The organism is Bacillus sp. FSL K6-3459, from assembly GCF_038003305.1.
Lineage (GTDB): Bacteria > Bacillota > Bacilli > Bacillales > Bacillaceae > Bacillus > Bacillus pumilus_O.
The window spans coordinates 3575473-3588925 of the sequence record NZ_JBBOOW010000001.1 but is presented as its reverse complement, the minus strand read 5'-3'; the positions used below and the strand labels follow the sequence as shown (position 1 = coordinate 3588925).

12 protein-coding genes are annotated in these 13453 nt (G+C 40.2%); 7 read left to right on the top strand and 5 right to left on the bottom strand.

Annotated features, from left to right (window positions below; genetic code table 11):
* Positions 1 to 62: 62 nt before the first annotated feature.
* Positions 63 to 1241: a Rap family tetratricopeptide repeat protein gene (locus tag MHI35_RS18285; RefSeq protein ID WP_335349437.1), complete on the bottom strand. Its 1179-nt coding sequence runs from the start codon at positions 1239 to 1241 to the stop codon at positions 63 to 65.
* A 414-nt stretch (positions 1242 to 1655) separates the two neighbouring features.
* On the opposite strand from MHI35_RS18285, the gene MHI35_RS18280 reads away from it, so the two are divergent.
* Positions 1656 to 1868: a hypothetical protein gene (locus MHI35_RS18280; RefSeq protein WP_211062752.1), complete on the top strand. Its 213-nt coding sequence runs from the start codon at positions 1656 to 1658 to the stop codon at positions 1866 to 1868.
* A gap of 31 nt (positions 1869 to 1899) precedes the next feature.
* Here the strand turns inward: MHI35_RS18280 and MHI35_RS18275 are convergent, their stop codons facing one another.
* The 4 genes from MHI35_RS18275 to MHI35_RS18260 all read right to left on the bottom strand — a co-directional run bounded on the left by MHI35_RS18275 (position 1900) and on the right by MHI35_RS18260 (position 6972).
* A complete protein-coding gene (locus MHI35_RS18275) occupies positions 1900 to 2661 on the bottom strand; it encodes an ABC transporter ATP-binding protein (RefSeq protein WP_335349438.1) in 762 nt (253 codons plus the stop codon).
* Between the two features lie 13 nt (positions 2662 to 2674).
* On the bottom strand, positions 2675 to 5002 hold the full coding sequence (locus MHI35_RS18270) for an ABC transporter permease (protein WP_335349439.1): 2328 nt from the start codon (positions 5000 to 5002) through the stop codon (positions 2675 to 2677).
* Positions 4999 to 6252, bottom strand: a complete 1254-nt coding sequence (locus tag MHI35_RS18265) for an MFS transporter (RefSeq protein ID WP_335349440.1) — start codon at positions 6250 to 6252, stop codon at positions 4999 to 5001. Before MHI35_RS18265 ends, MHI35_RS18270 begins: the two co-directional genes overlap by 4 nt.
* A 69-nt stretch (positions 6253 to 6321) precedes the next feature.
* Positions 6322 to 6972: a TetR/AcrR family transcriptional regulator gene (locus MHI35_RS18260; RefSeq protein ID WP_211062748.1), complete on the bottom strand. Its 651-nt coding sequence runs from the start codon at positions 6970 to 6972 to the stop codon at positions 6322 to 6324.
* Positions 6973 to 7133: 161 nt separating this feature from the next.
* Here MHI35_RS18260 and MHI35_RS18255 point away from each other — a divergent pair, with 161 nt between their 5' ends.
* The 6 genes from MHI35_RS18255 (at position 7134) to MHI35_RS18230 (ending at position 13440) form a co-directional block, all read left to right on the top strand.
* Positions 7134 to 8246, top strand: coding sequence for a CdaR family transcriptional regulator (locus MHI35_RS18255; RefSeq protein WP_335349441.1), 1113 nt, complete (start codon positions 7134 to 7136; stop codon positions 8244 to 8246).
* A gap of 117 nt (positions 8247 to 8363) precedes the next feature.
* Positions 8364 to 9635 carry a GntP family permease gene (locus MHI35_RS18250; protein WP_144519850.1) on the top strand — a complete coding sequence of 424 codons (1272 nt, stop codon included), beginning with the start codon at positions 8364 to 8366 and terminating at the stop codon, positions 9633 to 9635.
* Positions 9636 to 9666: 31 nt separating this feature from the next.
* Positions 9667 to 10806, top strand: coding sequence for a glycerate kinase (locus MHI35_RS18245; RefSeq protein WP_335349442.1), 1140 nt, complete (start codon positions 9667 to 9669; stop codon positions 10804 to 10806).
* Positions 10807 to 10898: 92 nt separating this feature from the next.
* The gene (locus MHI35_RS18240; protein WP_335349443.1) at positions 10899 to 11237 is read left to right on the top strand and encodes a zinc ribbon domain-containing protein YjdM; all 339 of its coding nucleotides are present in this window, start codon (positions 10899 to 10901) and stop codon (positions 11235 to 11237) included.
* Between the two features lie 323 nt (positions 11238 to 11560).
* Positions 11561 to 12490: an ABC transporter ATP-binding protein gene (locus MHI35_RS18235; protein WP_335349444.1), complete on the top strand. Its 930-nt coding sequence runs from the start codon at positions 11561 to 11563 to the stop codon at positions 12488 to 12490.
* Positions 12487 to 13440: an ABC transporter permease gene (locus tag MHI35_RS18230; protein ID WP_151021153.1), complete on the top strand. Its 954-nt coding sequence runs from the start codon at positions 12487 to 12489 to the stop codon at positions 13438 to 13440. The genes MHI35_RS18235 and MHI35_RS18230 overlap by 4 nt, the downstream gene beginning before the upstream one ends.
* Positions 13441 to 13453 lie beyond the last annotated feature (13 nt).

Sequence of the window (13453 nt, the reverse complement as noted above, 5' to 3'; positions counted from 1 at the left end):
TTTGCTGTGATCAGTTTTATGTTTAAGTTCCGATAGGTCGTTCTGTTGTGCCAGGATTTGTGTCATTTAACGAATTGAAAGACACTGTTTGTCCGAAAACGACAATGGTTAAAGCGATGATCAATACACTCATTTTTTTCATTAGAAATCCTCCATTCAAATATAGGATGGTTCATGCGATAGGCTTCCTTCAAAAAGAGATAGGCTTGATGAATGGCACCTAGATCTTCAAAGTGTTTTGCAGCCAGAGCACTTAATTCACATGCACCTTCAGCATCCTTTAATTCTTTTAGAATGCTGATTTCCTCGAAACAGGCTTGAGCTTTTTGAGACATATCCTCAGTAAAATATAGATGGTAAAGCAAATTCATTTTTGCTGTATAGATGGGGCATTTCTCTGATTCGTGTTTTTGGTTGACTAATTCGAAGTAATAGAGAGCTTGTGTTCTTTCATCAATAGATAATAGCTCTTTGACTAACATAAACATGGTGTGATGGAAATAGCACGATGAGAGGTAGTTTTCATCACTTAGAGCCTGTTCTAGGGCATCGATACATTTTTTCGATTCTCCAGCTTCAGCATACAGAATACTGATATTATGAAAAAGCTGTGAAGTTAGAAAATGATCATTTAAATTGTCAGCGATGTGTAATGCTTTTATATAGTAGTTTTCTGCTCTTGTGAAGTCGCCAATATCCATATAATTAGCAGCGGCGATGACAAAGGCTGTTGCTAGTCTTCTTTCATATCCCTCATGACTTTTGAAAATATCTACAGCATTCTGAATATAGTGAAGAGAAATTAGGCTTTGACGAAGTAGCATATATAAGTTTGCGATTTTCGTATGGAATTCAGCTACTTCTATTTCATCCGGAATGTTTTGTAGTTTTTTCTCAGCAATTTTAAACAGTCCAATGGCTGATGCATAATCTCTGTTATATGAAGCGTAAAGGGCTTTGTATAGGTAAAAATAGTATTCAATTAAGTCGTTTGTTTTAGAGGGGCAATCTAGCTCTGTCTGTTCATTCAGTTTTTTACCTCTTCGTTCATATATCATGAGTTTATACTTGCCTTCTAGCAATGAATAATAAGTCAATACCTCCTGATTCTCTTCCATTTCTTGAAGCAATTGCTTTAATTCTGTATAAATTGCGTTAGCACTTTGTACATCATGTTTGCGAATCGCAATTCGCCAATCATTTAAACGGTTCCCCACCTGTTCAGCAGAAATGATAGCCATGAAATTTCACCTCTTTAAGATCCTTTCACCTGTTTCACTAAAAAACGATATCACATTTTTTGGAAGAATATAATCGTTTCTGTGAGGTGATTGCCAAGAGGTAATAAAAAGGACCAATGGTCATGTGATGAACGAAATTGTAATGGTGATTGAATGTTTTTACAAATGATTAAAATCTTTTTTTAATTGTCTAAAAAAGGAGTATATACAATGGGTTTTATGATTATGATCGAAAATACCACTGGTATATTACAAATAAAGAGATTTTAGGTGATCGGTGGGTAAGTTGGAAGGTCGATCTCTCAAAGAAAATCAGTTATGATGATGTTAGGTCAAATTTGGAATACAAACTGATAGAAGTAGAAAAATAGCTATTAATTACAAAAAAAATCGTCTGTTGGAAAGGATGTTGATATGAAAAAAAGATTTAAAATTCTAAACTGGCAAATTACAGTGGTTATTGCGACGCTGTTACTCGTTTTAATGACTCTTTATATGTCAAAGAGATACTTTTATAGCAAAGAAATCGAATTGCTGACAGAATCTTGTCAACAAGCAGGCGGTAAAATCATATTAGAAACTAATAGTTTTTCTATGGATTATTCATTTGAGTGCCAGGAAAAGTAAAACAGGCGAAAAATGCCTGTTTTACTACAACTTAAAACCCCAAACCTTGGAGCCATTGATTTAATCGGGTCTCCCGTTTCTCGGCACTTGCCTCATCAAAATTCCCTAAATGTAAGCTGGCTGTTATTTCTCCGTCATTCATAAACATGATTCTTTCAGAACGAAGAGCAACCTTAGGGTCATGTGTGACAAGCAACAGTGTCGCTCCTTCAGAATGGATATCCGAAAAAATATTCATCACTTCCTTCGTTGCATGGGAGTTAAGAGCACCTGTTGGTTCATCAGCGAAAAGAATGTCTGGTTCATTCATAAGCGCTCGACAGATAGAGGCTCTTTGAAGCTGACCCCCTGATACTTCTGACAAATATCTATCGGCTAAATGATCAATATCAAGCTTCTCCATTAAATATCTAGCTCGTTCATTCACTTCTTTTCTTGGCTTTTTCTTTGTTAAGTAAGCTGCAGCGATGATGTTATCAAATAGATTAAGATTTTTTAGTAAGTGGCTGTGTTGAAAGACAAATCCCATATCTGTTAAACGCAGAGCAGATAACTGTTTATCTGTCATTTTTGATAGTAAACGGCCCTTATATTTGATGTCTCCTGTTGAGGCTGTTTCTATCCCGCTAAGCTGATAAAGTAAAGAGGTTTTCCCGCATCCGGAAGGTCCCATGATGGTCACAAATTCCCCAGGCCGTATCGATAAATGGATATCTTTAAGAATGATTTGTTTCTGTCCTTTTAAAGAATCAATTTGCAAAGACAATCGCTTTGTTTCAATCAAGTGTTCCATGTGAAACATCTCCTTATGAAAGTGTATGACGTGTAGTTTGACTAGTAAAAAACGTCTTCAATAACGAAGCAGTTAAAGCTAAGCTGACAATCAACAGTGTGATTGGGTACACAAATGACACCCATTGTGGTGCCAGCCACTGGAGGCTTGATGCCCCTAAGGATGCTCCACCTACACTCATTAAAGCTGGTCCAATTGTGTGAACAGCGATCGTCCCAATAAAGGTGCCTAAAGAGATAACGGCGATAAAACTTGTGAGATATTGTACTGCTACATCTTTTTTAGAAAATCCAATCGTTCTTAACAAATGGTTTCGACTGGAATCTTTTGCTTTTAACATGTGCAGAAACATGAATAACATCAAACTAGCGGTTCCAAAAGCAGCTAATGTAGACAAAAATGCGACGACTTTTACTAAAGATGCTGTGCTGCCGATTGTTTGATGAATGTATTCTTTCATATCTGTCACTTTTGCAGGAGATATCTCTTTTTCAAATACTGTCTTTTTCTCGGCAATTTCTACTCCTTGATTTAGTTGGATTTGAATGGTTTTCCAAAGGGCTAATTGAGGAAAAGGCTGTGATATTGCTTTTGCTGTTTTCCCGCCGTTGGTGACATCCTGATAAATGCCAGTCACAGTTTTTTGAATTTCCTGTCCGTTTGTTACGAGAGTAATTTTTTCTCCAACCTTTTTCTGAAGTGAATCTGAGCTGAGCACTGATAAGGCAATTTCTTTATTCTTTAAAGGCTGTCGCCCTTGTAAATAGGTGAGAGGAAATGCTGAGAGATTTCCTGTTTCTAAATAGAGTGTTTCTAATGAATTCTCCTTTGATTTTGCCTGAAGAGAAGTTGTTTCATATATGGCTGATGTATGAATATCTCGATCTTCACGAATCATTGATTCTATTTTATTAGTATTTTCCTCTAGATGATTTCCTTGTCGTATATCAATTCGAAGGTGGCTTTGACCAGAGCCAAGATATGTGATGAAATCCGGCGATTGTAAGGTATACCATAGCTGAATAGGTAGCAGCATCAAAAATGTACAAAGGGCGATAATACAAGTAATCGTTGTATACAACTTCTTTCGTGATAACAAATCTTTTAAACCAATCCAAATATTGACTGGTATGAACCTATTTTTCTTGAGATGCAAAGGTATTTGTTTTTTATCATTCGTTGAAATAACGTTGCCTTGAAGTGCTTGAGCGGCCGATACTCGACCAAACTTTCTCAGGACAGTATAGCTACAAGAAATGATGATCATTGCTATCACAATAGAAACACAAAGCGGGATAAACCAAGAAGTAAATGAAGGTTGTTCCCCCATATATCGCTGAATATTGATTGTAAACATATCACCAAATATAAGAGATAACCCATATCCTGCTAAACACCCTATACCAGCTAGGAAAGCATACTTTCCAACGTATAATTGCTTGATTCTTGTTAAAGGAATCCCAAGCACCTTCAATATCCCAATTTCACGTTCGTCCTCTTCTATAGAAGCCGTCATAGCAAGGTGGAGAGAGAGAAGGGCTATACCGATGAGCAGCATGCAAACCAGTAGGAGAATGGCGATTACCATTCCATCTGTCAATGCGTTCAGCATACGCAGCAAAGGTAAAGTGACAGCTGGACCTTGCTGTGGAAGCTGGGATGACTGGTAGATTGCTTGAAAAGCATCTGCCTGAGTGGCATCATGCAGTAAAAATTCAATTAAATATTCCTTTTTATGAAACACTTGATTCATTGCGTCCCAATCCTTATGGTGAAGAAGGAATCTTTTCGAACTAACAAGACTGGGATTCATTTGTGCATCTCGCAAGAATGCTTTGATGCGGAAAGAGAATTGATTAGATCCTTTCACGATCAGTAACGTTTCTCCTATTTTCAGATGATATCTTTGCTGAAAGTAAATAGGCACAGCGACTTCACCTTTACTGATAGTGAGCTTTTCATTTTGTTCATTTAACAGAAAATCAAAATAACGATTTTGTTTCACAAATAAATGATCCATCACACCTGCTTTGGCGGATTCGTTTCCGAACTTGATATTTGCATGTTCAATTGGAATCATTGGGACGATTTGATGTGCTTTTATCATGGGCTGCTTGCTTGAGAATGCCTCAATATCTTTTTCCTTTAGGCTCCCGTCATGCATTTGGACAAAGTCTGGTGCCTTGGCTGAATGGAGCAGATTAGAAATGGAACCATTCAGCTGTACTGTCATTTGAGCGGCGCTTGTTGCTAGAAATGATGTCATCATTATGCAAATGGTTAAACCGATGGAAATGAGACGGTGGCGGGTTAAGTCCTTCTTGATAAACGTCAGTCTCATGAGGCTGATTCCCCTTCATGTTGCAACATATTTTTTGTTAAATAGGCAAGGGCAAACATGGAAGCACTGACTATTAGAACTGTCACATACATGTTTGCTGAAAACGTATTGAACAAGAACCCATACATCATTTGACCAAGCGGGGCAGCGCATTGAGAAACCATTGTCAGATTGGCCATCACTTTTCCTAATTGATTATTTGGCGTTTTCTTTTGAACATGTGAAATCACAACGATTGAGATCATTGTAAGCAGCATAGCAATCGGAAGACATCCTGCTAGAAAGAGAAAACAAGCTGGATAAGTGCCAAATTGAAGAGCTGTGTTTGATGTTGAGAATGCGACAGGTAGCAAGATGATCGCGATGACGATCAGCCAGCGATATAAAGTAGGGATACGCCAATGCTTTGCTACAAGTCCAACTAGCAGAGCCCCTGCGATGACCGCAAACTCAATTAAGCCCATGCCTACTCCATACATGATGTCACTGCTTTTCATTGTGACCCTTAAAATGATCGGACCACCTACGATAAAAAATGGTGTGAGGATGAAATTTAACATTGCAGCAAGCAACATGGCTCTTTTTAAAAATGACTGACTGCCAATATAGGAAAATCCTTGTTTCATATCTTTTACGAGCACTTTGCCCATAGGTTCCGTTAAGGGGCTAGGTGAGAAGGATATGTTTAACCGTAAAAGCATGCATGCTGATAGAAAAAACACGATGGCACTGGCACCTATGATGGATTGACTTCCAATCAGTCCGTACAGTACCCCGCCTATAATAGGAGCGAGAACACCTGAAAGTGCCTGCACACCATTGACGATCCCGTTTGCTTGTTCTAATTTTTCCTGTTTTACTAATTGTGGAATGCTAGACATCACAGCGGGAGCATAGAACGTACTCATCACACCAAGAAGTACCATGACTGCTCCGATCATAAAGAGTGAATCATTGCCTGAGAATAGCCAAAAATAAAAAGCCACAATCATGATGCCAGTGAGAACATCAAATAAAATCATCAAGTTCCTTCTGTTAAACCGGTCAGCGATTGCGCCTGCTAAGGGGGAAAGAAGGAGTGGGACATTGGATAAAGCGAACAGTAAGGCATATAAATCAACACGCTGAGTCATATCCAGCACGTGTAAAGATAGAACAAACCGAATCAAGGAAGACCCAAAAACGGAAATAATCTGTCCAAGCACGAGGTAAATAAAGTGGGATGAGCCTCTTTTGGATAATAAAGACAAGGGTATCACTCTCCTTTTAGACCGACCGTCAGTCTATAATATATGCAGGATTGGTATTGAAGTGACCAATCACTGATTATGTTCATCAAGTTCTCCAGTTAAACGTTTCAGAAGAAAGGAGAAACTCCCTTGTTCTGCATGTAATGAGGATTCGAGGATATCGATAAAAGCTAGTGCGCGCTGCATACTCTCTTCGGCTGTCCATTGAAAAAGGCCCTCATCAAATATGACCTGTGCAGAAGCAAGAAGGAATTCCACTGTTTCTTGCGGGTAATTCGTTTTAAATGTCCCTTCCTCTACCCCTTGCTGAATGACATCAGCTAAAACGGGTGACAATTCTTTAATCGCTTTGATTAAGCTTTTTTGGTGCATTTCTGCATTAGAAGGCTGGTGAAATTGTTCAATCATGCCTTGTTTATTGCTTCCTTGCTTTGGCGATTGCGCCATGATGATGCGAAATAGTTTGTCGACGACTGGAAGGTCTGGCTCTGCCGCAATACGCTTTGCTACGATGATATCTGCTTTGATGATCCTGTCAATAATGGCATCCATCACTTCTTCTTTGGATGAAAAGTAATAATAAAAAGTGCCTTTTGCAATGCCAACAGCTTTCAGAATGTCGATGATCGTTGTTTGCTGATAGCCTTTGGTAGAAAAAAGCTCTTCGGCTGCGTTTAAGATGTCATTTTTACGTTCTTCAGGATGTTTAATGGTTCTCATAAAGCCATCCTTTCTTTTGACTAGACTGTCGGTCGGTCCTTTGATTTGATTAAACACTTTTCAAGGTACCTTTGTCAATGACTCATTTTTAAACACTTTGCATTCATTGTGCAATGACACTATGATACATTGAATGAAAACACCTTCAGGAGAGATGCCCCATGCAATTTTTAACCACTGAATTGGCACAAGAAATGGTTGAACGTACGATGCGTATTTTAGATAAAAATATTAATGTAATGAATGCGGATGGTGTCATCATTGGTTCTGGTGAACGAAACAGGATTGGTCAGAAACATGATGGTGCACGACTTGTGCTAACAAACGGGAACAGTATAGAAATTGACTACGATGCGTCCTTGCAATTAGAAGGAGTAAGACCAGGAATCAATTTGCCGATTTGCTTTCGTGAACAAGTAGTTGGTGTGATTGGCATTACAGGTGAGCCGAAGGATATTCGGCATCATGCCGAGCTGGTGAAAATGGCAGCTGAGCTAGTGTTAGAGCAGTCTTTTCTGCTTGAACGAGTGCAGTGGCGGCAGCGGATAGAGAGTGAAATTGTCAATCAGTTAATTTCTGATTCGGAGGTTGGTGATCATCAGCTAAAGAACCGAGCTTCATGGCTGGGAATGGATTTAAATAAGCGTCGAATGGCCATCATTTTTCAGCCAGTTCCATCCTCAGAAGACGCTGTGCATAAAATGATGCATGCGATTCAACACGATAAGAATGCGGATGATTTGCTTGGCATGACTTTTCGTCATGAATTGGTTCTTTTAAGGCAGCCGCTTTCTGATCATCGTTTAAAACATGTGGTTGTGCAGTTGCAAAGAAAAATGGAAAATGCAGTAGGGGGCCAAGTGCTGGTGGGGATAGGGGCTGTCGCAGACGATATAAATCATCTGTCATTGTCCTTTGAGCACGCAAGAGATTCCTTGCGGTTGGGGAAGGCTCTTGATCCGGAGGAAAGGATTTATTTTTTTGAATCTTATCAGTTGGAAAGGCTATTGATCACTACAGGAGTTGTTGAAGAAAACGGTAGCTGGACTGACTTTTACAAGCCATTAACGCAAGAAGTGGAGCTTGCCCACACATTAAGAATTTACATTGAAGAGGGCGGTGATTTACAAAGAATTGTTGATCGTTTATATATTCACCGGAATACATTGAGATATCGTTTAGATAAGATACAATCTTTGACCGGAAAAGATCCTCGTCATGTAAAACAGTTGATGGAGCTTTATATGGCGCAGTTGATGAATCAATTATCTTGATTGTGCATATGCACAATAAGTTGAAGTGATAAATGAAAAAAGTTCATCTAGATTCACAACCCGATCCCATTTAGTAAACGCTTACAATAAAAGAAAGACATTTTGGGGGGATCGAGTATGAATGGAGATGTGACTGTAAGTACACTGGGAGCCATGATGGCACTGGTTATTGCGATAGTTCTTATTCTAAAAAAAGTATCACCTGCGTATGGCATGCTGGCAGGTGCTTTCATAGGCGGCTTGGTAGGCGGTGTAGATATTGTTCAGACCGTCAACGTCATGATGGAAGGCGCTAAGGATATGATTCCAGCTGTCCTCAGAATTATGGCGGCAGGTGTACTGGCTGGCGTTTTAATTGAGTCGGGTGCAGCTTTATCTATCGCTGAGGCGATCGTGAAAAAGCTTGGAGAGGCGAGGGCGTTATTAGCCCTTGCACTGGCAACCATGATCTTAACGACAGTGGGCGTTTTTGTAGATGTAGCCGTTATCACGGTAGCACCTATTGCCCTTGCGATTGCCAAACGGGCAAAGCTGTCAAAAACGGGGATTTTACTCGCCATGATTGGAGGCGGGAAGGCAGGAAATATCATGTCACCGAATCCAAATGCCATTGCCGCTTCTGATGCTTTTGGTGTACCGCTTACTTCAATGATGGCTGCGGGTGTCATTCCGGCTGTGTTTGGATTGGCTGTTACATATGTGTTAGCCAAAAAGCTTGCAAAAAAAGGGACACCTGTTCTTGAAGAGGAAACCGCGCTAAGCAAAGTTGAAGTGCCGGCTTTTTTTCAAGCACTTGCGGGTCCACTTGTCACCATTTTATTGTTGGCATTAAGACCGCTTTTTCAAATCAATATAGACCCAATGATCGCTTTACCGATCGGAGGCATTATAGGTGCTCTTTTCATGAAAAAAGGGAAGTTTCTCAATGATTATGCGATGTCTGGGCTTCATAAAATGTCGGGTGTAGCGATTATGTTATTAGGGACAGGCACACTAGCAGGCATTGTATCGAATTCTTCCTTAAAAGATGTGTTTATTCAAGCGCTTGATGCTTCGGGATTACCTCCGTATTTACTTGCACCAGCTTCAGGGATCTTTATGTCAGCCGCCACTGCTTCGACAACAGCAGGAACAGCAGTAGCGAGTGGCGTATTTAGCGGTACATTACTTGGCCTAGGCGTATCGGCTCTTTCAGGGGCAGCGATGATTCATGCTGGTGCAACTGTACTTGATCATATGCCGCACGGAAGCTTTTTCCATGCAACAGCAGGAAGTGTTCAAATGGATATCAAAGAGCGGTTGAAGCTCATGCCTTTTGAATCGTTAATTGGTTTGACATTAACCGTCGTATCGACCATTATATTCGGCGTTTTCCAGTTGTTTGGCTGATAACATTTGATAAGAAAAGAGGGGCTTTAGGATGAAAATTGTGATTGCACCAGATTCATTTAAAGAAAGTTTATCTGCATATGAGACAGCATGTGCCATCGAGCGAGGATTTCAAGCGATTTTGCCAGACGCTGAATATATCAAACTTCCCATGGCAGATGGAGGAGAGGGAACTGTTCAATCGCTAGTTGATGCGACGGGTGGGCACATAATCCATCATGTGGTCACAGGCCCGCTTGGTGACCCCGTCGATGCTTTTTTTGGCATGTTAGGAGACGGTGAGACAGCTGTTATAGAGATGGCCGCCGCCTCTGGGTTACACCTTGTTCCGCAAGAAAAACGCAATCCGTTACTCACGACATCGAGGGGAACTGGGGAATTAATGCTTGCTGCGCTAGATCAAGGAGCAAAGCATGTCATTATTGGGCTTGGCGGAAGTGCAACAAATGATGGCGGCGTTGGGATGATGCAAGGATTAGGTGCGGCTTTTCTTGATCAAGCAGGACAGGAGCTGTCGCCAGGTGGTGGAGCCCTTCATCAATTAGCTTCTATTGATCTAACTGGACTGGACCCTAGACTGCAATCTGTTCGGCTAGAGGCAGCCTGTGACGTGGATAATCCTTTAACAGGTGAGAGAGGAGCGTCTGCTGTATTTGGTCCTCAAAAAGGTGCTGGTGAAGAAATGGTTCAAGTGCTAGACGAGAATTTAGCTCATTTTGCTAACATAGCAGAAAAGCAGTTTCATGTATCCTTTGAAGATGCAGCGGGGGCAGGAGCGGCAGGAGGACTTGGTGCGAGTTTATTAGGCTTTTTACACGCTGATTTGCAAAGAGGAATTGACATTGTGCTGAAAGCTGTTCAGTTTGAAGAGGTTATCAAGGAGGCTGACCTTGTCATTACTGGGGAGGGCCGAATTGACCAGCAAACCATTTATGGAAAAACCCCAATTGGTGTAGCCAAAGCAGCAAAACAGTATCACCTGCCTGTGATCGGCATCGCAGGTTCCCTCTCAAAAGACAGTGCAGTCGTACATGAGCATGGCATTGATGCCCTTTTTAGTATCATTCCAGGTGTAACATCTCTTTCTGAGGCGATGAGAGATGGTGCTACTCATGTAGAGAGAACCGCTCGGAATATTGCGGCTGCTATATCAATTGGAAAAAATAAGTAAGGGTTGAAAAATGTTTCCTTTTCTATCACATCCTTTCTATAGAAATGTGGTAAAATTGTATGAAATGAATAAGAAAGTTGGAGGAAACACAAATGTCTAATCTACCAAATTGTCCTTCATGCAGTTCGACGTATACTTATGAGGATGGCAGTCTCCTAGTTTGTCCTGAATGTGCGCATGAATGGTCACTTGAACAAGAACAAGCAACAGAGGAGCAGCTTGTGGTCAAAGATGCGAATGGAAATCTATTAAGTGATGGGGATACGGTCTCTGTCATCAAAGATTTAAAAGTAAAAGGTTCTTCTTCCGTTTTAAAAATAGGGACGAAGGTCAAAGGCATTCGGTTAGTTGAAGGCGATCATAACATTGATTGTAAAATTCCTAGCTTTGGTGCAATGAAGTTAAAATCAGAGTTTGTGAAAAAGGTATAATGAGAGAAAAGAGGCTGTCAATCAGAAGCCTCTTTTTCTTTATTTATAGGTGAAAGGAATAATCTTAAACAGAAATCCATACATATATACCTGTTGAAAAAGGTTCATTTTTAAATAAATCAAGCCTCTTATCACATAAAAAATGGCTGTTTTCTTAACCCAACCTTAAAAAAGGCAGATGATTCGCTAAATTTTAGCTCATCCTCTTCACAACTTCTGGGCATTGCTGTACCATATGGAAGTGTTCTTCTATTTTTAACGGATCATGGTGTTTATCAGGAAATAGATGATAGATGATACTTAGACAAAGAAGGAGAGGTAACGTGACGAACGTTTTAGAACTGCATAATGTATCTAGGCATATTCACGGGAAAAAGATCGTTCAAGACTTGAGCTTTTCTGTCCAAACGGGCGAAGTCTTTGGCTTCTTGGGACCAAACGGCGCAGGGAAAACGACAACCATTCGTATGATGGTCGGTCTTTCTCCAATTACATCTGGTGACATTCTGATTAATGGTCATAGTATTCAATCTTCATATCAGCATGCCATTCAAGATGTTGGTGCTATTATTGAAAACCCAGAAATGTATAATCATTTAACAGCTAGACAAAATCTTGTTCACTTTGCCAGAATGAATGGGAAAGTGGATGAAGGGCGAATTGATGAGCTGCTAGAACTAGTCAGCTTACAGCACGTGAAACATAAGCGTGTCCGAACATTTTCATTAGGAATGAAGCAGCGTTTAGGCATTGCGCAAGCACTGATACATAGACCGAAACTGCTGATATTAGATGAGCCGACCAATGGACTTGATCCAGAGGGAATTCGCATGATACGAGATTACTTGAGAAGGCTTGCAAAGGAAGAAGGGCTAGCTGTCATTGTTTCAAGTCACCTCATGTCAGAAATGGAATTGATGTGTGATCGTTTTGCGATTATCCAAAAAGGCAAGCTGATTGCGATTGAGGATCAGCGTGCAGAGACGAACCAGGACGAATTGGTCAATTATCGAATGAAGGTTGCATCTGGTGAGCTGGAAGAAGCGCAGAAGCTCATTGGTATATTTGAGGAAGGCACGACTGTAAGAGAAGAGGAGCAGTATTTATTCTTCTCCTTGGCAGAAGAGAAAATGCCGGAATTGATTCGTCATTTGAGCGGCGCGTCCATTCATTTGTACGAAATCAAAATAGAAAAACAAACCTTAGAAGATAAGTTCTTAAGCTTAACAAGTAAAAAGGAGGCAGACGTATGATTCGCCTCATTCAAAACGAGTGGATGAAGATCAGTTATCGTATTGGAACTTGGATTATGGTTGGACTTCTTGTTTTAGGGATGATTGCCACGTTGATCTTTGCGGTTAAGACAAATGACGGAGATCAGGCATCAGGTGATTGGAAGACTGAGCTGCAATCGATCAATAAAGCAAAGAAACAAGAATTGAAAGAGGATAATATAGGATTTTATAAGAGATCTCTTGAAAAGGATATAGCGATCAATGAGTATCGAATCAAGCATGATTTGCCTCCTGAGGATCAATTCGGTAAAAATGCATGGGCTTATGTGAAGATCAATGCTGATTTGCTGCAGCTGGTCGGTGTGTTTGTGATTATCATTGCAGCCACCATTGTCTCGGCTGAATATAAGCATGGTACAATTAAATTATTGTTAATTCGTCCACCATCAAGAATGAAGATTCTCTTATCTAAATACTTTACTGTTCAACTTTATTCTCTATTTCTTATCGCGGTGTTATTTATCCTATCATTTATCTTAGGTGCGATATTCTTTGGACTAAATCATGACTATGTGCATTTGGCTTATCAAAATGGTGAAGTCATTGAGCGGTCTCAGTTTGCAAATATGGTCTCTTATTATTTGGCACATTGTGCTATGTTTGTTGTATTAGGGACACTTTCTTTTGCCATCTCAACGGTATTTAGAAGTGAGGCCATTTCTATCGCAATCAGTGTGTTAGCATATATTGTTGGAGCATCCATCACAAGCATTTTGATGTTCTTCTTTGATTGGGCGAAATACTTATTGTTTGCAAATGATCCTGCACAATATTTTGCAGACACACCTACTTTTATCGAAGACATGTCTCTAGGATTCTCACTAATCGTCCTAGTCATCTATTGGGCTATTTTCTTAGCCATTGCCTTAATTGTCTTCCAGAAACGAGAAGTGAAAACAGGTAGTTAAATTTTAAAATTTT

Coding starts and splice junctions, on each gene's coding strand:
- MHI35_RS18250 (WP_144519850.1), top strand. CDS start 8,364: ATGAATGGAGATGTGACTGTAAGTACACTGGGAGCCATGATGGCACTG.
- MHI35_RS18280 (WP_211062752.1), top strand. CDS start 1,656: ATGAAAAAAAGATTTAAAATTCTAAACTGGCAAATTACAGTGGTTATT.
- MHI35_RS18230 (WP_151021153.1), top strand. CDS start 12,487: ATGATTCGCCTCATTCAAAACGAGTGGATGAAGATCAGTTATCGTATT.
- MHI35_RS18245 (WP_335349442.1), top strand. CDS start 9,667: ATGAAAATTGTGATTGCACCAGATTCATTTAAAGAAAGTTTATCTGCA.
- MHI35_RS18275 (WP_335349438.1), bottom strand. CDS start 2,661: ATGGAACACTTGATTGAAACAAAGCGATTGTCTTTGCAAATTGATTCT.
- MHI35_RS18255 (WP_335349441.1), top strand. CDS start 7,134: ATGCAATTTTTAACCACTGAATTGGCACAAGAAATGGTTGAACGTACG.
- MHI35_RS18240 (WP_335349443.1), top strand. CDS start 10,899: ATGTCTAATCTACCAAATTGTCCTTCATGCAGTTCGACGTATACTTAT.
- MHI35_RS18270 (WP_335349439.1), bottom strand. CDS start 5,002: ATGAGACTGACGTTTATCAAGAAGGACTTAACCCGCCACCGTCTCATT.
- MHI35_RS18260 (WP_211062748.1), bottom strand. CDS start 6,972: ATGAGAACCATTAAACATCCTGAAGAACGTAAAAATGACATCTTAAAC.
- MHI35_RS18285 (WP_335349437.1), bottom strand. CDS start 1,241: ATGGCTATCATTTCTGCTGAACAGGTGGGGAACCGTTTAAATGATTGG.